Below are 19942 nucleotides of genomic sequence, written 5' to 3' on the forward strand. Positions count from 1 at the left end.
GAGGCCGGCAAGGCTGTAAAAAAAAAGAAGGTATGAAGATGTCCCAGGCTAAAAAAATCATCATCGCCGACACCCCCCTGCACTGGCAGGACGTAGTCGCCGTCGCTCGTTTCGGCGCCGAACTGCAGCTGTCGGGCCAGGCCTGGGCGCGCATCGATAATGCCCAGGCCATCGTGCAACGCATCGTCACCAGCGGCGAGCGCGCCTATGGCGTCAACACCGGCCTGGGCGCCCTGTGCAATGTGTCGCTCAAGGGCGAGCAACTGAGCCAGTTGTCGCGCAACACCTTGCTTAGCCACGCCTGCGGTGTCGGTGCGCCGCTGAGCAATGAACAGACCCGCGCCATCATCTGCGCCGCCGTCATCAACTACAGCCAGGGCAAGTCCGGCCTGCATCCGCAGGTGGTGCATTCGCTGCTGGCGCTGCTCAACCATGGCATCACCCCGCAAGTACCGTCCCAGGGCTCGGTGGGCTACCTGACCCATATGGCCCATATCGGCATTGCCTTGCTGGGCGTAGGAAATGTTAGTTATCGCGGGCAGATCGTTACCGCCCAGGCCGCCTTGGCCGCCGAAGGCCTGCAGCCCGTGGTGCTTGGCGCCAAGGACGGCCTGAGCCTGGTCAACGGTACGCCGTGCATGAGCGGCCTGAGCTGCCTGGCCCTGGCCGATGCCCACCATTTGCTGCAATGGGCCGATGTGATCGGTGCCATGAGCTTTGAAGCACAGCGCGGGCAGATCGACGCATTCGACGAGCAGGTCATCGCCCTCAAACCGCATCCGGGCATGCAGCAGGTCGCCAGCAACCTGCGGGCCTTGCTCGATGGCAGTGAGGTGATTGCCACGAGCAAGGGCATTCGCACCCAGGACGCGCTCAGCATCCGTTCGATCCCCCAGGTCCACGGCGCTGCCCGCGATCAACTGGAGCACGCCACCCGGCAGATCGAGACCGAACTCAACGGCGCCACCGACAACCCGTTGCTGTTGGGCACGCCGGACAACTACCGGGTAGTGTCCCAAGCCAACCCCCATGGCCAGTCCGTGGCATTGGCGGCGGATATGCTGGCCATCGCCATGGCGGAAATCGGCGCCATCGCCGAGCGCCGCCTGGACCGCCTGATCAACCCCCACGTCAGCGGCCTGCCGGCATTCCTGGTGAGCAACCCCGGGGTTAACTCGGGGATGATGATCGTGCAGTACGTCGCCGCTTCCCTCTGTGGGCAGAATCGCCAACTGGCGCAGCCGGCGGTGCTCGACAATTTCGTCACCTCGGGCCTGCAGGAAGACCACCTGAGCATGGGCACCAATGCCGCGCTCAAACTGCACGCGGTGCTGGACAACGTCACCCAGATCCTCGCCATCGAATACCTGCTGGCGGCCCAGGCCTTTGAGTTCCTCAAGGAGCAACGCTTCGGCGCCGGCACCCACACCGCCTGGCGCCTGCTGCGCGAGCAGGTCCCGGCCTATGAACAGGACCGCTGGCTGGCGCCGGATATCGCGACCGTCGCCACGCTGCTCAAGAACACCGATTTGCTGAACCACGCTTTACCGAATGTGCACTGAACCCTATTTCAAAAGGAGCATGAATGTGACCGCGCTAAATCTGATTCCAGGCCAACTGAGCCTTGCCCAACTGCGTGCCATCTACCAGCAGCCGGTAACCCTCAGCCTGGATGACAGCGCCACGGCGCAGATCGAAGCCAGTGTTGCCTGTGTCGAGCAGATCCTTGCCGAGAACCGCACCGCCTATGGCATCAACACCGGTTTTGGCTTGCTGGCCTCGACCCGTATCGCCAGCGAAGACCTGGAAAACCTCCAGCGTTCCCTGGTGTTGTCCCACGCTGCCGGCGTGGGTGAACCGATCAGCGATGCGCTGGTGCGGTTGGTGATGGTGCTCAAGGTCAACAGCCTGAGCCGGGGTTTCTCCGGGATTCGCCGCAAGGTGATCGACGCGCTTATCGCCCTGATCAACGCCGAGGTCTATCCGCATATCCCGCTCAAGGGCTCGGTGGGGGCTTCCGGTGACCTGGCGCCGCTGGCCCATATGTCCCTGGTGCTGCTGGGCGAAGGCAAGGCCCGTTACAAAGGGCAATGGCTGGAGGCCACCGAGGCGCTGAAAATCGCCGGCCTCACGCCTCTGACCCTGGCGGCCAAGGAAGGCCTGGCGCTGCTCAACGGCACCCAGGTTTCCACCGCCTACGCCCTGCGCGGTCTGTTTGAAGGCGAAGACCTGTTTGCCGCCGCCATCGCCTGCGGTGGCCTGACCGTCGAAGCCGTGCTGGGCTCGCGCTCGCCGTTCGACGCGCGCATTCATGCGGCCCGTGGCCAGCGTGGGCAGATTGACTCGGCGGCCGCGTATCGCGACCTGCTCGGCGACAGCAGCCAGGTGTCCCAGTCCCACCAGAACTGCGACAAGGTGCAAGACCCGTACTCCCTGCGCTGCCAGCCGCAAGTCATGGGCGCCTGCCTGACCCAGTTCCGCCAGGCGGCCGAGGTGTTGGTGGTCGAAGCCAACGCAGTGTCGGATAACCCGCTGGTATTTGCCGCCGAGGGTGATGTGATCTCCGGCGGTAACTTCCACGCCGAACCGGTGGCGATGGCTGCCGACAACATGGCCCTGGCCATCGCTGAAATCGGCTCCCTCAGCGAGCGCCGTATTTCGTTGATGATGGATAAGCACATGTCGCAACTGCCGCCATTTTTGGTGGGCAACGGCGGGGTGAACTCCGGGTTCATGATCGCCCAGGTGACTGCTGCGGCCTTGGCCAGTGAGAACAAGGCGCTGTCCCATCCCCATAGCGTCGACAGCCTGCCGACGTCGGCCAACCAGGAAGACCACGTCTCCATGGCCCCGGCTGCTGGCAAGCGCCTGTGGGAAATGGCTGAAAACACCCGTGGCATTCTCGCGGTGGAATGGCTGGCCGCGTGTCAGGGCCTGGACCTGCGCGATGGCCTGAAAACCTCGCCGAAGCTGGAACAGGCCCGCGGGATCCTGCGCGCCAAAGTAGGGTTCTATGACAAGGACCGCTTCTTCGCCCCGGACATCAATGCCGCCAGTGAGCTGTTGGCCAGCCGCTGCCTGAATGAGCTGGTACCCGCCAAGTTGCTGCCAAGCCTCTAAACACAAGGCCCCCTGTAGGAGCGAGCTTGCTCGCGAAACTCGTTAACGATGACGCGGGAAACCTGACGCCCCATGGCGTTCTCAGGTTTTTCGCGAGCAAGCTCGCTCCTACATAGGGGAGCGTTTTTCCCTGCATAACAATAATTAGGGACGAGAAATGCACCAGCAAGCACAAGGTCTCAAACGCGGACTGACCGCCCGCCATATTCGCTTCATGGCACTGGGGTCGGCGATCGGCACCGGGCTGTTCTACGGCTCCGCCTCGGCCATCCAGATGGCCGGCCCGGCGGTGTTGCTGGCCTACCTGATCGGTGGCGCTGCGGTGTTCATGGTGATGCGCGCCCTCGGTGAAATGGCCGTGCACAACCCGGTGTCCGGCTCCTTCGGCCAGTACGCCAGCACCTACCTGGGCCCGATGGCCGGCTTTATCCTCGGCTGGACCTACGCCTTCGAGATGATCATCGTCTGCCTGGCGGACGTCACGGCCTTCGGCATCTACATGGGCTTCTGGTTTCCCGAAGTCGCACGCTGGGTCTGGGTGCTCGGCATTGTCCTGCTGATCGGCGGGCTGAACCTGTGCAACGTCAAGGTGTTTGGCGAGATGGAATTCTGGCTGTCGCTGCTCAAGGTCGGCGCGATTGTCGCGATGATCCTCGGTGGCTTCGGCATCATGCTGTTCGGCGTGCATTCGGCCGGTGATGCGCCAGCCAGTGGCTTGAGCAGCCTGTGGGCCCATGGCGGCTTCATGCCCAATGGCGTGGGCGGCCTGATCGCTTCGTTTGCGGTGGTGATGTTTGCCTTTGGCGGCATCGAAATCATTGGTATCACTGCGGGTGAAGCCAAGGACCCGCAACGGGTAATCCCCAAGGCGATCAACGCGGTGCCGCTGCGCATCCTGCTGTTCTATGTGCTGACCCTGTTTGTGCTGATGGCCATCTACCCATGGCCGCAGATCGGCAGCCAGGGCAGCCCGTTCGTGCAGATCTTCAGCAACCTGGGGATTGGCTCGGCGGCGACCATTCTCAATATCGTGGTGATCTCGGCGGCGGTCTCGGCCATCAACAGTGACATCTTCGGCGCAGGCCGCATGATGTACGGCCTGGCCCAGCAAGGGCAGGCGCCCAAGGGCTTTGCGCAACTGTCGCGCCACGGTGTGCCGTGGATGACCGTGGTGGTGATGGGCGCTGCGCTGTTGGGCGGCGTGGTATTGAACTACCTGATCCCGGAAAACGTGTTCCTGGTGATTGCCTCGATTGCCACCTTCGCCACCGTCTGGGTATGGCTGATGATCCTGGTCACGCAGGTGGCAATGCGCCGCTCGATGAGCAAGGAACAGATCGCCGAACTGAAATTCCCGGTACCGTTCTGGCCCTATGCGCCGGCGGCGGCCATTGTCTTCATGCTGTTTATTTTTGGCGTACTGGGCTACTTCCCGGACACCCAGGCCGCGCTGCTGGTGGGTGCCGCATGGATTGTGCTGCTGGTCGTCGCCTACCTGCTGTGGGTCAAGCCTGCAGCCGGGCAAGCGGCCAAGGTCCATTACGACCCGGCTTTGTCTCATCGATAACTTAGGGAGGCGTTGATGAAAACGCTTTGGCAACACTGCCACATTGCAACCATGGCCCAGGGCGAGTACTCGATCATCGAGGATGGCGCCATGGTCACGGCCGGCACGCTGATTGAGTGGATCGGCCCACGGGCCGAGCTGCCCAGTGGCGACTACGGGCAGACCCATGACCTGCAGGGGGCGTGGGTCACGCCGGGGCTGATCGACTGCCATACCCACACGGTATTTGGCGGCAACCGCAGCGGTGAATTCGAGCAGCGCTTGCAGGGCGTGAGCTACGCCGAGATCGCCGCAGCCGGTGGTGGCATTGCCAGCACCGTGCGCGCCACCCGTGCAGCGACCGAAGACGAGCTGTTCGACAGCAGCCGCAAGCGCCTGCGCAGTTTGCTGCGCGATGGCGTGACCACCGTGGAGATCAAGTCCGGCTACGGCCTGGACCTGGCCAACGAGCGCAAGATGCTGCGGGTGGCCCGGCGCCTGGGCCAGGAGCTGCCGGTCAGCGTGCGTGCCACGTGCCTGGCGGCCCATGCGTTGCCGCCGGAGTACAAGGACCGTGCCGACGACTACATCGAGCATATCTGCAACGAGATGCTGCCAGCCCTGGCCGCTGAAGGGTTGGTGGATGCCGTGGATGCGTTTTGCGAATACCTGGCGTTTTCCACCGAGCAGGTCGAGCGTGTGTTCAAGGTTGCCCAGCGTTTGGGCTTGCCGGTAAAGCTGCACGCCGAGCAATTGTCGTCCCTGCACGGCTCCAGCCTGGCGGCGCGGTATCAGGCGCTGTCGGCCGACCACCTGGAATTCATGACCGAAGAAGATGCCATCGCCATGGCCGCCTCCGGCACTGTCGCCGTGCTATTGCCGGGGGCGTTCTATTTCCTGCGTGAAACCCAGTTGCCTCCGATGGATGCCTTGCGCAAGCACGGGGTGAAGATCGCGATTGCCAGCGACCTCAACCCCGGCACTTCACCGGCCTTGTCGCTGCGCCTGATGTTGAACATGGCCTGCACCTTGTTCCGCATGACCCCGGAAGAAGCCCTGGCCGGCGCCACCCGGCATGCCGCCACGGCGCTGGGCATGGGTGACACCCACGGCTCGCTGGAAGTGGGCAAGGTGGCGGACTTTGTCGCCTGGCAGATCGATCGCCCCGCCGACCTGGCCTACTGGCTGGGCGGCGAGCTGGATAAACGCGTTGTGCGCCATGGCGTCGACGTCACTGTGTAAGGAGTAGCGTTGTGGACAAGGTTCTGAACTTCAAACAAGGCAGCACCCCGCTGCTGATCAGCATGCCCCATGCCGGCCTGCGCCTGACGCCTGCGGTGGCGGCGGGCTTGATCCCCGAGGCACAAAGCCTGCCGGATACCGACTGGCATATCCCCACGCTGTACGATTTTGCGGCAGAGCTGGGGGCCAGCACCCTGGCGGCCGAGTATTCGCGGTTTGTGATCGACCTTAACCGGCCATCTGACGACAAGCCGCTGTATGCCGGCGCGACCACAGGCCTGTTTCCAGCGACGTTGTTTGATGGCGTGCCGTTGTTCAGCGAAGGCAAGGAGCCGTCGAAAGAGGAACGGGCGACCTACCTGGAGCAGATCTGGACGCCCTATCACCAGACCCTGCAGCGCGAACTGGCGCGGCTCAAGGCCGAATTCGGCTACGCATTGCTGTTCGATGCGCATTCTATCCGCTCAGTCATCCCGCACCTGTTCGACGGCAAGTTGCCGGACTTCAACCTCGGCACGTTCAATGGCGCCGCCTGCGATCCCGGGTTGGCCAGCCAGTTGGAAGCGATCTGCGCGGCGCACCCGCAATACAGCCATGTGCTGAACGGGCGTTTCAAGGGCGGGCACATCACCCGGCACTACGGCAACCCGGCGCAGGCTATCCATGCGGTGCAACTGGAGCTGGGGCAGTGCACGTATATGGAGGAGTTTGAGCCGTTTCGTTATCGGGCGGATTTGGCCGAACCGACACGTCGAGTGCTTATGGAGTTATTGAAGAGCATGCTGGGTTGGGGATGCCGGCAGTATGCCAAATAAAGGCGGATGCGATCTTTGAAAAAAGATCGCATCTTTAATCTCCGAGCCTCAATAAATAAGACGTGGGGGGCCGGTTAATACGTTGAAGTGGCCGCGTATTTGAATGTTTGTTTTATCGGGCGCGACAACCAGGACGCTGAACTCGCCCAGGACTCTTTTCCTGCCACTCTCCCAGCGATAGCTGATGTGTCCCGAAATACCGAGGTAGTCAACAGTGGTATCGATCTTGTTTTGAGCGTCGGGAATGTGGTCAATAATTCTAAAAAAGCTGGCGCTGTTTTTTTGAGTTGCGGGGAGGCTTTTGGCAGGTGCCATCGGCTGATTGTCTTCCAGAGGGGTTCGCGCAATATATAAATGGATCCCCTGTACTTCCTTGATCGCCCCGCCTTCTACGATTTCCTGAAAGGCCTCGATTTTCCAGCAGGCGTCTTCTGAGGTGCCTTCGGGGGGCTCAACCCTGACTTTAACGGCTTTGAATTCTAAATTGCTGGTCGGATACTGCACGCTAGCCACAAACTCCTCGTTTGTCTTGATACGGTGCACGCCACCCTTCTTCAGGTTAAAACCGCCCATTATTCTAAAGCTAGAGGCGCCCGGGTTTTCGACGGTCAGGTCAAATGTTCCGCGCAAGTAGGTTTTGTCCGTGTTCCATTGATACGTTATCCAACCGTTGCGCAGAGGAAAGTTATTGGCTGTATCAACTTCTTTATCTATATCGTCAGGGCTGTCTGTGTATTTATAAAAGTAGCCGCTGTTTTTCGTCATGACGGGATACGGTTCGGGCGTGGCAAGTGCATGATCGAAGCTGGTTGAGTTCTTATCAAGAAAGAACTGGAATAAATTGACTTCGTCGCTGTAGGTTGTTTCGTTTATGGTGTTTTCGGCGGCGGTTATTTTCCAGCAGTCGGTGCCGGAAATATCATAGCTGTCAATACTTGCTTTATCGGCGGTGATTTTTTCCGTATGGCTGGAAAAAATCAGATCGGCCGTAAAGTATTCTATGAACTCATCCTGGATTATTTGAGTGGACATGGCGCAACTCTCCTGTGGCCGTGAAATTCCGCAAGGCGGTTGTCATGATTTAAATGCCGTTATAAGGAGGTGTCGACTGTCATAGTTGACAGTTTTTTATAATATTTGGATATAGCGCCAAGAGGGATTATGGAGGGTATCTGTGTCTGCGTAAAAGAAGCAGCGCCTTGGCAGGCAGATCTGCTGACACAGATCCAAGCCCTCAAGAACATGCTCATTGCACAATTCGGGTTTATGATGCCAGACGGCAAAATAATAGACGTCCCCCCAGGGATGGAACCGACCCCTTACGGAGCGCGCAATGCAGACTTTGTACCCGCAGATCAAACCCTACGCCCGGCACGATCTGGCCGTCGATGAAACCCACACGCTGTATGTCGACGAAAGTGGTTCCCCGCAAGGTTTGCCCGTAGTTTTCATCCACGGCGGCCCCGGCGCCGGCTGCGATGCCAACAGCCGCTGCTATTTCGATCCCAACCTGTACCGTATCGTCACCTTTGACCAGCGCGGTTGCGGGCGCTCCACGCCACGGGCCAACCTGGAAAACAACACCACGTGGGATCTGGTCGCTGACCTTGAGCGCATTCGCGAGCACCTGGGCATTGAAAAGTGGGTGCTGTTCGGCGGCTCCTGGGGCTCGACCCTGGCCCTGGCCTATGCGCAAACCCACCCCGAGCGCGTGCTTGGCCTGATCGTGCGAGGCATCTTCCTGGCCCGCCCCCAGGATATCCAGTGGTTCTACCAGGCCGGCGCGAGCCGTCTGTTCCCCGATTACTGGCAGGACTACATCGCGCCAATCCCTGTGGAAGAACGCCACGACATGATCAGCGCCTACCACAAGCGCCTGACCGGCAACGACCAGATCGCCCAGATGCATGCCGCCAAGGCCTGGTCCACCTGGGAAGGCCGCATGTTGGGCCTGTGCCCCAACCCGCAGTTGATCGAGCGTTTTTCCGAGCCCCAGCGCGCCTTGTCGATTGCGCGTATCGAGTGCCACTACTTCACCCATAACTCCTTCCTGGAGCCCGACCAGCTGATTCGCGACATGCACAAGATCGCTCACCTGCCGGGCGTCATCGTGCATGGCCGCTACGATATGATCTGCCCGCTGGACAATGCCTGGGAATTGCATCAAGCCTGGCCGAACAGCGAATTGCAGGTGATCCGCGAGGCGGGTCATTCTGCCGCCGAGCCTGGAATCACCGATGCGCTGGTGCGAGCCACGAACGAGATGGCACGGCGCCTGCTTGATCTGCCGCCAGAAGAAGCATGAAGGGGCTTTTACAACGGGTGCGCGGCGCCCGGGTCGAAGTGGCAGGCGAAGTGGTGGGGGCGATAGACCAGGGTTTGCTGGTGCTGGTGGCCGTCGAACCTTCAGATACAGCGGCCAGTGCCGACAAGCTGTTGCATAAGCTGCTTAACTATCGGGTGTTCAGTGACGACGAGGGCAAGATGAACCTGTCGTTGAAGGATATTGGCGGTGGTTTGCTGCTGGTGTCCCAGTTCACCCTGGCGGCCGATACCAAGAGTGGCCTGCGTCCCAGCTTCTCCACGGCGGCGCCTCCGGCGTTGGGCGAGGCGCTTTTTGGGCACTTGCTGCTACAAGCGCAACAATTGCATGGCACGGTGGCATCGGGGCGTTTTGGCGCGGATATGCAGGTGCATCTGGTCAATGACGGGCCGGTCACCTTCCTTTTGCAGACCTGATTGTATGAAAAACGACTTTTAATGCGCAAAAACCCAAGTTTTCGCTACAAATACTTCGCTGCCCCTGCTGCGTTATCTCACGGGCTACTAGATAATCGCGCGCTACGGGGATCAGCGTAAATTGGTCCAATTTTGATTTAGGTAGAGACTTGTCCGCTCGCCCTTGGGGAATCATTTAGCCCCATCGGAGTCGGAACAATGCTCGCCAACCTGGCATATAGATAGCTGGCCGTTGGTTTTTTGATCTGTTTTCGGCGAGGGTTGCTCGTGATTGTTAGTCCCTGTAATGCACCAAAATTGTCTGCCAAACGGTTACGAAACGCACTGGTGACGGGCTCCGCCCTGTTTTGCCTGTTCGGCGCGGGTCAACTGTGGGCATTCAGTCTGGACGATGTGTCGGCCAAGGCAAAAGAGCTGGCCGGGCAGAAGTACGAAGCCCCGCGCAGCAATCTGCCGAACGAATTCCGCGAAATGAAATTCGCTGACTACCAGAAAATTCGTTTCCGCAATGAAAAAGCCGAGTGGGCCGATCAGAAAACCCCGTTCAAGCTGTCGTTCTATCACCAGGGCATGCACTTCGACACGCCGGTGAAGATCAACGAAATCACCGCGACCGACGTCCAGGAAATCAAGTACGACCCGACTCGTTTCGATTTCGGCGACGTCACGTTTGATCCCAAAGCCACCGATCAGCTGGGTTATGCCGGCTTTCGCGTGCTGTACCCGATCAACAAGGACGACAAGCAAGACGAAATCATGACCATGCTCGGCGCCAGCTACTTCCGCGTCGTGGGCAAGGACCAGGTCTATGGCCTGTCCGCCCGTGGCATGGCGATCGATACCGCGCTGCCGTCCGGCGAAGAGTTCCCGCGTTTCACCGAGTTCTGGATTGAGCGTCCAAAACCGGGTGACAAGCACCTGGTGATCTTTGCCTTGCTGGATTCGCCACGGGCCACTGGCGCCTATCGCCTGATCCTGCGCCCGGGTACCGACACCATTGTTGACGTCAAGTCGCAGATGTTCCTGCGTGACAAGGTCAGCAAACTGGGGGTTGCCCCGTTGACCAGCATGTTCCTGTTCGGCGCGAACCAGCCGTCCAAAGTGCTCAACTACCGTCGTGAACTGCACGATTCCAGCGGTCTGTCGATCCATGCCGGCAACGGCGAGTGGATCTGGCGCCCGCTGAACAACCCAAAACACCTGTCGGTCAGCAACTTCTCGGTAGAAAACCCGCGTGGTTTCGGCCTGTTGCAGCGCGGTCGCAACTTCAGCCAGTACGAAGACCTCGACGACAACTACGACAAGCGCCCAAGCGCCTGGATCGAGCCTGAAGGCGACTGGGGCAAGGGTTCCGTCGACCTGGTAGAGATTCCCACAGCCGACGAAACCAACGACAACATCGTTGCGTTCTGGAGCCCGGCCGAGCTGCCCAAGCCCGGTGAGCCGCTGGATATCGCCTACCGCCTGCACTGGACGCTCAACGACGCACCGTTCCACTCGCCAGACAGCGCCTGGGTCAAGCAGACCCTACGTTCGACCGGTGACGTGAAACAATCCAACCTGATCCGCCAGCCAGACGGCAGCGTGGCCTATCTGGTGGACTTCGAGGGCCCGTCCCTCAAGGCCCTGAAGCCCGATGCGGCAGTGCGCAGCCAGGTCAGTGTCGGCGAAAACGGCGAAGTCGTGGAAAACAGCGTGCGCTACAACCCGCACACCAAAGGCTGGCGCCTGACCCTGCGCTTGAAGATCAAGGACGCAGGCAAACCGACCGAAATGCGTGCGGCCCTGGTCCAGGACATCGTCAAGCCTGAGCCAGAGCAGGCTTCCACCCAAGTCCTGAAGGCTGACAAAGTCCTGGCCAAGCAACACGAGAAACAGGCCAAGAAAGATGCCAAGGACAAGCAAGACAAGCAGCCAGAAGCTGCCCCAGCCACCCCGGAACCGGTCAAGACAGAACAAGTCCTGACTGAAACCTGGAGCAATCAGTTGCCTGCCGATGAGTAACTCCCAAGTCCAGCCAGAGACTCTTGCCGAGTATCTGGCGCATCTTCCGATGACCGACGAGCAGCGCGCCGAACTGGCGGGCTGCAAGTCCTTCTCCGAACTGCACGAGCGCCTGTCGTCGTCGACCTTTGACGCACCGGTGGACGCCGCGCAGGCGTCGGTTGGCCGCCGCTTGACCCTCAACACGGCCGAAGAGCTCGAAGACGCCGAAATGCTGGTGCTCGACGCCGCAGGTCGGGTTTGCCTCAAGGCTACGCCGCCGATCCGCCGCACCAGGGTGGTGCCCGAGCCTTGGCGCACCAATATCCTGGTGCGCGGCTGGCGCCGGCTGACCGGCCGCAGCAACCCGCCTGCGCCGCCCAAAGACGAACGCGTGCTGCCGGCTGCGCGCTGGCGCACGGTCGGTTCGATCCGCCGCTATATCCTGCTGGTGCTGATGCTCGGCCAGACGATTGTGGCCGGCTGGTACATGAAAGGCATCATGCCTTACCAGGGCTGGTCCTTCGTCGACTTTGACGAGGTACGCAACCAGACCCTGCTGCAAACGGCCACCCAGGTACTGCCATACGCGCTGCAAACCAGCATCCTGATTATGTTCGGGATCTTGTTCTGCTGGGTTTCGGCAGGTTTCTGGACCGCGCTGATGGGCTTCCTCGAGCTGCTCACCGGTCACGACAAGTACCGCATCTCCGGCAAAAGCGCCGGCGACGAGCCGATCCCGAAAGACGCCCGTACCGCGCTGGTCATGCCGATCTGCAACGAAGACGTGCCGCGGGTTTTTGCCGGCCTGCGCGCGACCTTCGAGTCGGTGGCCGCTACCGGTGACCTCGATCGTTTCGACTTCTTCGTGCTCAGCGACAGTAACGACGCCGATATCTGCATCGCCGAGCAGCAAGCCTGGCTCGACGTCTGCCGCGAAGCCGGTGGCTTTGGCAAGATCTTCTATCGCCGCCGTCGCCGTCGCGTCAAACGCAAGAGCGGTAACCTCGACGACTTCTGCCGTCGCTGGGGCGGTGACTACAAGTACATGGTGGTCCTCGACGCCGACAGCGTGATGAGCGGCGAATGCCTGACCAGCCTGGTGCGCCTGATGGAAGCCACGCCGGACGCCGGGATCATCCAGACCGCGCCACGGGCTTCGGGCATGGACACCCTGTATGCGCGCATGCAGCAGTTCGCCACCCGCGTCTATGGCCCGCTGTTCACCGCCGGCCTGCACTTCTGGCAGTTGGGTGAATCCCACTACTGGGGCCACAACGCTATTATCCGCATGAAGCCGTTTATCGAGCATTGCGCCCTGGCGCCATTGCCAGGTAAAGGTGCGTTCGCTGGCTCCATCCTGTCCCACGACTTTGTTGAAGCGGCGCTGATGCGCCGTGCCGGCTGGGGCGTGTGGATTGCCTATGACCTGCCCGGCAGCTACGAAGAATTGCCGCCCAACCTGCTGGACGAACTCAAGCGTGACCGTCGCTGGTGCCACGGTAACCTGATGAACTTCCGCCTGTTCCTGGTCAAGGGCATGCACCCGGTACACCGCGCGGTGTTCCTCACCGGCGTGATGTCCTACCTGTCGGCGCCGTTGTGGTTCCTGTTCCTGGTGCTGTCCACGGCCCTGCTGGCGGTCAACACCCTGATGGAGCCGCAGTACTTCATGGCGCCACGCCAGTTGTACCCGCTGTGGCCGCAATGGCACCCGGACAAGGCGGTGGCACTGTTCTCCACCACCATCGTGCTGCTGTTCCTGCCCAAGTTGCTGAGCATCATCCTGATCTGGGCCAAGGGCGCGAAAGAGTTCGGTGGCAAGTTCAAGGTGACCTTGTCGATGCTGCTGGAGATGTTGTTCTCCATGCTGCTGGCGCCGGTGCGAATGATCTTCCACACCCGCTTTGTACTCGCCGCGTTCCTCGGCTGGGCTGCGACCTGGAATTCGCCGCAACGTGACGACGACTCCACGCCATGGAGCGAGGCGGTCAAGCGCCACGGCCCGCAGACTTTGCTGGGCTTCTTCTGGGCACTGCTGGTGGTGTGGTTGAACCCTAGCTTCCTGTGGTGGTTGGTGCCGATTGTCGGTTCGTTGATGCTGTCGATCCCGGTCTCGGTGATCTCCAGCCGGGTCAAGCTGGGCCTCAAGTCTCGCGACGAAAGCCTGTTCCTGATCCCCGAGGAATACAATCCGCCGCAGGCGCTGCTGTCGACCGACCTCTACACCCACGAAAACCGTTGGCATGCACTCAACGACGGTTTTGTACGGGCAGTGGTCGATCCGCAACAGAACGCCTTGGCCTGCGCCCTGGCAACCTCGCGCCATGGTCAGGCGGAGCCGATTGAGTGGCTGCGTACCGATCGCGTGCGCCATGCGTTGAAAGTCGGCCCGGCTGGGCTGACCAACAACGAGCGCGTAGCCTTGCTCAGCGACCCGGTGGCCCTGGCTCGCTTGCATGAGCAGGTCTGGAGCGAAGGGCACGCCGAATGGCTTGGCGCTTGGCGCGAGTCGGTCAAGGCCGATCCCCATGCGCCGTTGCTGCCGCTCAAACCGCTGTCCTCCCAGGTGCAACCTGCCTGATTCAGACGCCCCCGAGACCTGTCTCGGGGGCGCTTGATACGCCCGTCCTACAGCGCTTGTCGCTCGCGTCTCAACCTTCTAACTTCGATACAAAAGACCCTGGCTCAAGGCGTATTGCCGTGCCTGCCAGTGGGTTAGGATCGCCCCCCAAATCTGAATAGACCGCCTCTGGTTTGCGCTGAATCCGCAACGCCCGGTGCGCGGCTGCTTAATGAAAAAGGGGCTTTTCATGGTCAAGGGTTACTGGTCGATACTGCTGCTGGGCTTTATCGCGTTTCTGCAGGTGCAGGTGGCACAGGCAGGCGCCATCGATGAGGCCGTGCGGCGCGGGGTACTGAAAGTGGGGACCGACCCCAACTACGTGCCCTTTGAAATGACCGACAAGCACGGGCGTGTGATTGGCTTTGAAGCCGACCTGCTCGAAGAGATGAGCAATGCCCTGGGGGTGACGCTGGAATGGGTCCCGGTGGCCTACACCGAACTGATCCCGGGCCTGCTGGCCGGCCGCTTCGACCTGATCGGCAGCGGCATGACCGTGACCCAGGAGCGCAACCTGCAACTCAACTTCAGTGATTCGTTCATCATTGTCGGCCAGACTGTCCTGCTCCACCCGCGCCTGGCCGGCAAGGTCGGCAGCATTGAAGACTTGAACGAAGCCGGCTATCGCATTGCTGCCGCAGACGGCACCACGGGCGAAGCCGCGGCGCGTCGCTTCCTGGGGGCTGCACAGCTGCGCAGCTTTGCCACGGCGGAGGAAGGCGTACGTCAGGTGGTCAGCGGCGAGGTGGATGCGTTTATCCACGATGCGCCCTATAACCTGATTGCCCTGGCCAAGCCGCAAAACCACGGGCTGCTGGCCCTGGAACAGCCTTTTACCTATGAACCCCTGGCGTTTGGGGTGAAGAAGGGCGATTACGACAGCCTGAACTGGATCAATCACTTCCTGAATCAGATTGCCCAGGACGGCACCTACGATCGGCTGCATGACAAGTGGTTCCGGGACACGGACTGGTTGTCGGAGATCGAATGATGGTCACACCTGCTTACATAAGTTCTAGAGCCTGGCCCCCTGTGGTAAACCGTCTAACTGCGCTTTTCTCCGGGGTTTTGTAGGGTTTTTCTGTCATATCCGCCAACAAATCCCGGCTAGACCTTTGTGCCGGTGGGCGAGTGGGTTAGCATCGCTCCCCGAAGAAATAGTGCGGCCGTGCTAAGGCCTGCATCAAAATAAAATGAGTCAGGGGACTTGGTGATGAAAAAGTATCTTTCGATGCTCATGCTCGGTGTTACAGCCTTGCTGGCAGTCAATACGGCCCAGGCCGGTGCGATTGACGACGCGGTCAAGCGCGGCACCTTGAAAGTCGGTATGGATCCGACCTACATGCCGTTCGAGATGACCAACAAACGCGGCGAAATCATTGGTTTCGAAGTCGACCTGCTCAAGGCGATGGCCAAGTCCATGGGGGTCAAGCTGGAACTGGTCTCCACTGGTTACGACGGCATCATCCCGGCCTTCCTGACCGGCAAGTTCGACATGATCGGCAGCGGCATGACCCTGACCCAGGAGCGTAACCTGCGCCTGAACTTCAGCGAACCGTTCATCGTGGTGGGCCAGACCCTGCTGATCCGCAAGGACCTGGAAGGCACCATCAAGTCCTATAAAGACCTGAATGACGAGAAATACCGCCTGACCTCCAAGCTCGGTACCACCGGCGAGATGGTGGCCAAGAAGCTGATCTCCAAGGCCAAGTACCACGGCTACGACAACGAGCAGGAAGGTGTGCTTGATGTGGTCAACGGCAAGGCCGACGCCTTTGTCTACGACGCGCCGTACAACGTGGTTGCCGAGAAAAAAGTCGGCAATGGCAAGCTGGTGTACCTCGAAGAACCGTTCACCTACGAGCCTCTGGCATTTGGCCTGAAGAAGGGCGACTACGACAGCATCAACTTCATCAACAACTTCCTGCACCAGATCAAGCACGACGGCACCTACGATCGCATCCATGACAAGTGGTTCAAGAGCTCCGAGTGGCTCAAGGACATGGAATAAGAGCGCTGTGGCGAGGGGGCTTGTCCCCCGCTGGGTGGCGAAGCCGCCCCAAAACCAAACCCTGCGGTCTATCTGACACAGCTGGGTAAGTCTTGCAGGGGCGGCTTCGCCACCCAGCGGGGGACAAGCCCCCTCGCCACAGAGGGGCTTGCCCCGACCTTGATGGATGTTGAGCAATGAAACAGAAAAAAGCCCAATGGCCCTGGCACCTGCTGACCGTGCTGGTGCTGGTCGGCCTGGCCGGCGCGTTGTACTACGCCACCTCGCTGATGTCCTACGAATGGCGCTGGAACCGCGTGCCGCAATACTTTGCCTACCAGGCTGAAGAGTCCAAGCGGGCGGCGGATATTTCCACCGTGGTCGAGTTGGTACGCAAGGGCGACGTTGCTGAAGTTACCTTGCGCAACGACGCCGGCGCCGAGCAGCACCTGACGGTGGCCGAAAACAGCCTGCAAGTGGCCCGTGGCGACGATGTGGCCGAAGGCGATGTGATCGGTGTGACCCGACATTGGGCGCTGGGCCCGTTGATGTGGGGCTTGTGGACCACCCTGTGGCTGTCGCTGGTCTCGGGGGTATTGGGCTTGTTGATTGGCCTGGCGACGGGCCTGTGTCGGTTGTCGAATAACCCGACCCTACGCGATCTGTCGACGATCTACGTCGAACTGGTACGCGGCACGCCGCTATTGGTGCAGATCTTCATTTTCTACTTCTTCATCGGCACGGTATTGAACCTGTCCCGTGAGTTCGCCGGTATTGCTGCGCTGTCGCTGTTTACCGGCGCCTACGTGGCGGAAATCGTGCGTGCCGGTGTGCAGTCGATTGCCCGTGGCCAAGGCGAAGCGGCCCGGTCCCTGGGCTTGAGCGCCAGCCAGTCGATGCGCCACGTGGTGTTGCCGCAGGCCTTCAAACGCGTGCTGCCGCCGTTGGCCGGGCAGTTTATCAGCCTGGTCAAGGACACCTCGCTGGTCTCGGTGATCGCCATTACCGAGCTGCTCAAGAGCGGTCGCGAGGTCATCACCACCTCGTTCTCGCCGTTTGAAATCCTGTTCTGTGTCGCAGGCCTGTACCTGCTGATCAACCTGCCGCTGTCGAAAATGGCCAGCCGGCTTGAGCGGAGGCTCGCCCAAAGTGATTGAAGTCCGCGATCTGGTAAAAGTCTTCGACACCCGTGGGCATGTGGTCCGCGCGGTGGATCACGTCACCACCCAGGTGGCCAAGGGCGAAGTGCTGGTAGTAATCGGCCCATCTGGCTCTGGTAAGTCGACGTTCCTGCGCTGCCTCAATGGCCTGGAGGAGTTCGACTCAGGCTCGGTGAGCATCGACGGCTTGCAACTGGCCGACCCCAAGACCGATGTGAACGCCTATCGTCGCGAAGTCGGCATGGTGTTCCAGCACTTCAACCTGTTCCCGCACATGACCGTCCTGGAGAACCTGTGCCTGGCGCAGAAAGTCGTGCGCAAGCGTGGCAAGAAAGAGCGTGAGGCCAAGGCCCTGGCGTTGCTGGAAAAGGTCGGCATTGCACAGAAAGCCAACGAGTTCCCCTCGCGGCTTTCCGGTGGCCAGCAACAGCGTGTGGCGATTGCCCGGGCGTTGGCCATGGAACCCAAGGTCATGTTGTTTGACGAGCCGACTTCGGCGCTGGACCCGGAAATGGTCGGCGAAGTGCTGGATGTCATGAAAACCCTGGCCCTGGAAGGTATGACCATGGTCTGCGTCACCCACGAAATGGGCTTTGCCCGGGAAGTGGCGGATCGGGTGTTGTTTTTCGATCACGGCAAACTGCTGGAAGATGCTGCGCCCGCGCAGTTCTTCGATTCGCCGAAGGATCCACGGGCACAGGCGTTCTTGCGTCAGGTCCTGTAAGTCGCGGGGGCAGGTTCAAACCTTGAACTTGCCCACGCACTTCTGAAGATTGCTGCCCAATCGGGCCAGTTCAATACTTGCCGCCGCTGTCTGTTCGCTGGCCGCGGCGGTTTGTTCCGACACATCCCGCACTTTCAACACGCTGCGATTGATCTCTTCGGCCACCGCACTTTGCTGCTCGGCGGCGGCGGCGATCTGTGGGTTCATTTCCTGGATGAGCAGCACAGTGCGCGCGATTTCCGTCAGGGCATCCCCGGCGTTGCGGGTCAGGCCGACACTGCGATCGGTCAGGGTGCGGCTGTTGTCCATGATATCGGCAACCTGTTGCGTGCCACTGTGCAGCCCGCCAATCAGTTCTTCGATTTCCTCGGCAGATTGCTGGGTGCGCTGGGCAAGGCTGCGCACTTCGTCAGCGACCACGGCAAAGCCTTGGCCGGCTTCCCCGGCGCGGGCGGCTTCGATCGCCGCATTGAGCGCCAGCAGGTTGGTCTGCTGGGACACCGACTTGATCACCTCCAGCACACTGCCGATCTTCTGGCTTTCCCGTTGCAGGCCCAGCATCGCCTGGCTTGAGCGCGCCATCTCGTGGGCGAGATGTTCAATGTGCGCCACTGCATCTGTCACCACCTGGTCCCCCAGTTCGGTCTGCTGATTGGCCTGGCTGGCGGCAATCGACGCCTGTTCGGCATGCCGGGCCACTTCCTGGGCAGTAGCGAGCATCTGGTTCATGGCGGTCGCTACCTGCTCGGTTTCGTCGCGCTGATTGCTGACGCCCGCGCGGGTTTGTTCGGTGACGGCCGAAAGCTCTTCGGCGGCGCTGGCGATCTGCCGGGCATTGTCGCTGATGCTGCCGATCAGGCTCCGCAGGTTGAGGGTCATTTGCGCCATGCTGCATTGCAACTGACCCAGTTCATCCCGGCGCCGGGTTTGCACATCGTGGCTCAGGTCTCCATCGGCGATGCGGTTGGCCACGGCCAGCGCCCGGCGTAGCGGTTTTACGATCTGCCCGGCAATCACCCAGGCCGCCAGGGCGCCGAACAGCAAGGCTGCAGCAGTGATGGCAATGGTTTGGGTGCGGGCATTTTCCGCCTCTTGGTTGCGACGCTCGGTCTGGTCCTGACTGAGCAGGTCACTTTGTGCCAACAGTTGGTCCAGTTGCTGCTCCAGCAGGTTCTGCGCCTTTTCGGTGTTGAGCTGGGTATCGCGCAGGCGTGTCAGATGGGTGCGGATGCTGAGTACGACATTTTTCAATGCGCCGCTGTTCACCGGTAACTTCTCTACGGCGGCCTGGGCCAGTTCGAGGCTGCGTTGCGCGTCGCTGACGGCCTGGGCATAGGCATCCAGGGAACTGGCGGCCCAGGCCGGGCTTGTGGCGCGGTCTTCGGCCTGTTCGATGGCCAGGCGCAAATCCTCGACGGTATCGAGGGCCTTCTGGTCTTCTTGATCGGGTAGGTCGCTGGCCAATTGGGACAGGGCGTCACCGCTGTCGATCGTGCTTTGCTTCAATTGTTCACGGGCGGTTTCCCGCTGCTTGACCAGTGCCGGTACATCCTTGAGCGTGGTTTTGAACTGGCCGGAAATACTGACCATGCTTTGCAGGTATTGGAGCGGCTTGGCTACCGTGACGCGTGTTGTAACCTCGGCCAGATACCCGTCGACCCGCTCTATGGAAAGGCTGAGTTTTTTCAGGCTGGCCTCATCGTCAAGGGTGCGGTAGACGATGCGGTCGGCCCGCAGCTCTTCGCCGGTCACCGCCAGTTGCGCCAGTACGCTCAGGGTCTGCGAACGATAGAGCGAAGCGGCCAGGGCCTGCCAGCCGGTGAGGGCAATCACCAGGCTCAGGGCCAAGACCAAGGCAAAACCCAGAACCAGTTTGAGGGTGACGCTGGCGTCACCCAGCAGTTGAGTCATTCGACGAAGCATGGTCAACCTCCGGCAAGTGAACAAAGGCGTTCGCTGTACCGGGGCGCCGAAGGGCGTGGACACAGTGAACCCATTTG

15 protein-coding genes are annotated in these 19942 nt (G+C 60.7%); 13 read left to right on the forward strand and 2 right to left on the reverse strand.

Translation table 11 applies throughout. The features are described 5' to 3' along the window. Positions 1-38: 38 nt before the first annotated feature. From hutH (GDV60_RS02585) to hutG, 5 genes are all read left to right on the forward strand, one after another. Entirely contained in the window at positions 39-1562 is a 1524-nt protein-coding gene (gene hutH, locus GDV60_RS02585) for a histidine ammonia-lyase (protein WP_159906178.1), read from the forward strand. Positions 1563-1581: 19 nt separating this feature from the next. Further along, positions 1582-3120 carry a histidine ammonia-lyase gene (hutH, locus tag GDV60_RS02590; protein ID WP_133713969.1) on the forward strand — a complete coding sequence of 513 codons (1539 nt, stop codon included), beginning with the start codon at positions 1582-1584 and terminating at the stop codon, positions 3118-3120. A gap of 157 nt (positions 3121-3277) precedes the next feature. Further along, positions 3278-4687, forward strand: coding sequence for an amino acid permease (locus GDV60_RS02595; protein ID WP_159906180.1), 1410 nt, complete (start codon positions 3278-3280; stop codon positions 4685-4687). Between the two features lie 15 nt (positions 4688-4702). After that, on the forward strand, positions 4703-5908 hold the full coding sequence (gene hutI, locus GDV60_RS02600) for an imidazolonepropionase (protein ID WP_159906182.1): 1206 nt from the start codon (positions 4703-4705) through the stop codon (positions 5906-5908). Between the two features lie 11 nt (positions 5909-5919). Next, positions 5920-6723, forward strand: a complete 804-nt coding sequence (gene hutG, locus GDV60_RS02605; RefSeq protein WP_092232849.1) for an N-formylglutamate deformylase — start codon at positions 5920-5922, stop codon at positions 6721-6723. A 48-nt stretch (positions 6724-6771) separates the two neighbouring features. Here the strand turns inward: hutG and GDV60_RS02610 are convergent, their stop codons facing one another. After that, complete coding sequence (locus tag GDV60_RS02610; protein WP_159906184.1) at positions 6772-7755, reverse strand: hypothetical protein; 984 nt, start codon at positions 7753-7755, stop codon at positions 6772-6774. A gap of 301 nt (positions 7756-8056) precedes the next feature. Here GDV60_RS02610 and pip point away from each other — a divergent pair, with 301 nt between their 5' ends. From pip to GDV60_RS02650, 8 genes are all read left to right on the forward strand, one after another. Further along, a complete protein-coding gene (gene pip / locus GDV60_RS02615) occupies positions 8057-9028 on the forward strand; it encodes a prolyl aminopeptidase (protein ID WP_159906186.1) in 972 nt (323 codons plus the stop codon). Next, a complete protein-coding gene (gene dtd, locus GDV60_RS02620) occupies positions 9025-9462 on the forward strand; it encodes a D-aminoacyl-tRNA deacylase (protein WP_104911401.1) in 438 nt (145 codons plus the stop codon). Before pip ends, dtd begins: the two co-directional genes overlap by 4 nt. A gap of 267 nt (positions 9463-9729) precedes the next feature. Next, complete coding sequence (locus GDV60_RS02625; protein ID WP_029295974.1) at positions 9730-11466, forward strand: glucan biosynthesis protein G; 1737 nt, start codon at positions 9730-9732, stop codon at positions 11464-11466. Further along, positions 11459-14029 carry a glucans biosynthesis glucosyltransferase MdoH gene (mdoH, locus tag GDV60_RS02630; RefSeq protein WP_159906188.1) on the forward strand — a complete coding sequence of 857 codons (2571 nt, stop codon included), beginning with the start codon at positions 11459-11461 and terminating at the stop codon, positions 14027-14029. The genes GDV60_RS02625 and mdoH overlap by 8 nt, the downstream gene beginning before the upstream one ends. A gap of 229 nt (positions 14030-14258) precedes the next feature. Further along, positions 14259-15059 (forward strand): transporter substrate-binding domain-containing protein, encoded by an 801-nt coding sequence (locus tag GDV60_RS02635; RefSeq protein WP_104911403.1) that lies wholly within the window; start codon positions 14259-14261, stop codon positions 15057-15059. A 222-nt stretch (positions 15060-15281) separates the two neighbouring features. Beyond that, a complete protein-coding gene (locus GDV60_RS02640; protein WP_029295979.1) occupies positions 15282-16079 on the forward strand; it encodes a transporter substrate-binding domain-containing protein in 798 nt (265 codons plus the stop codon). Positions 16080-16255: 176 nt separating this feature from the next. Continuing rightward, positions 16256-17215 (forward strand): amino acid ABC transporter permease, encoded by a 960-nt coding sequence (locus GDV60_RS02645; protein ID WP_070995902.1) that lies wholly within the window; start codon positions 16256-16258, stop codon positions 17213-17215. Next, the gene (locus GDV60_RS02650; RefSeq protein WP_029295984.1) at positions 17208-17942 is read left to right on the forward strand and encodes an amino acid ABC transporter ATP-binding protein; all 735 of its coding nucleotides are present in this window, start codon (positions 17208-17210) and stop codon (positions 17940-17942) included. The genes GDV60_RS02645 and GDV60_RS02650 overlap by 8 nt, the downstream gene beginning before the upstream one ends. A gap of 15 nt (positions 17943-17957) precedes the next feature. Here GDV60_RS02650 and GDV60_RS02655 read toward each other — a convergent pair whose 3' ends face one another. Continuing rightward, on the reverse strand, positions 17958-19865 hold the full coding sequence (locus tag GDV60_RS02655) for a methyl-accepting chemotaxis protein (RefSeq protein WP_178121266.1): 1908 nt from the start codon (positions 19863-19865) through the stop codon (positions 17958-17960). Between the last annotated feature and the right edge of the window lie 77 nt (positions 19866-19942).

Origin of the sequence: Pseudomonas sp. DTU12.1 (genome assembly GCF_009873475.1) — a bacterium.
Classification (GTDB): domain Bacteria; phylum Pseudomonadota; class Gammaproteobacteria; order Pseudomonadales; family Pseudomonadaceae; genus Aquipseudomonas; species Aquipseudomonas proteolytica.

Coding starts and splice junctions, on each gene's coding strand:
- hutH (WP_159906178.1), top strand. CDS start 39: ATGTCCCAGGCTAAAAAAATCATCATCGCCGACACCCCCCTGCACTGG.
- hutH (WP_133713969.1), top strand. CDS start 1,582: ATGAATGTGACCGCGCTAAATCTGATTCCAGGCCAACTGAGCCTTGCC.
- GDV60_RS02635 (WP_104911403.1), top strand. CDS start 14,259: ATGGTCAAGGGTTACTGGTCGATACTGCTGCTGGGCTTTATCGCGTTT.
- GDV60_RS02640 (WP_029295979.1), top strand. CDS start 15,282: ATGAAAAAGTATCTTTCGATGCTCATGCTCGGTGTTACAGCCTTGCTG.
- GDV60_RS02645 (WP_070995902.1), top strand. CDS start 16,256: ATGAAACAGAAAAAAGCCCAATGGCCCTGGCACCTGCTGACCGTGCTG.
- pip (WP_159906186.1), top strand. CDS start 8,057: ATGCAGACTTTGTACCCGCAGATCAAACCCTACGCCCGGCACGATCTG.
- GDV60_RS02610 (WP_159906184.1), bottom strand. CDS start 7,755: ATGTCCACTCAAATAATCCAGGATGAGTTCATAGAATACTTTACGGCC.
- GDV60_RS02595 (WP_159906180.1), top strand. CDS start 3,278: ATGCACCAGCAAGCACAAGGTCTCAAACGCGGACTGACCGCCCGCCAT.
- GDV60_RS02655 (WP_178121266.1), bottom strand. CDS start 19,865: ATGCTTCGTCGAATGACTCAACTGCTGGGTGACGCCAGCGTCACCCTC.
- mdoH (WP_159906188.1), top strand. CDS start 11,459: ATGAGTAACTCCCAAGTCCAGCCAGAGACTCTTGCCGAGTATCTGGCG.
- hutI (WP_159906182.1), top strand. CDS start 4,703: ATGAAAACGCTTTGGCAACACTGCCACATTGCAACCATGGCCCAGGGC.
- dtd (WP_104911401.1), top strand. CDS start 9,025: ATGAAGGGGCTTTTACAACGGGTGCGCGGCGCCCGGGTCGAAGTGGCA.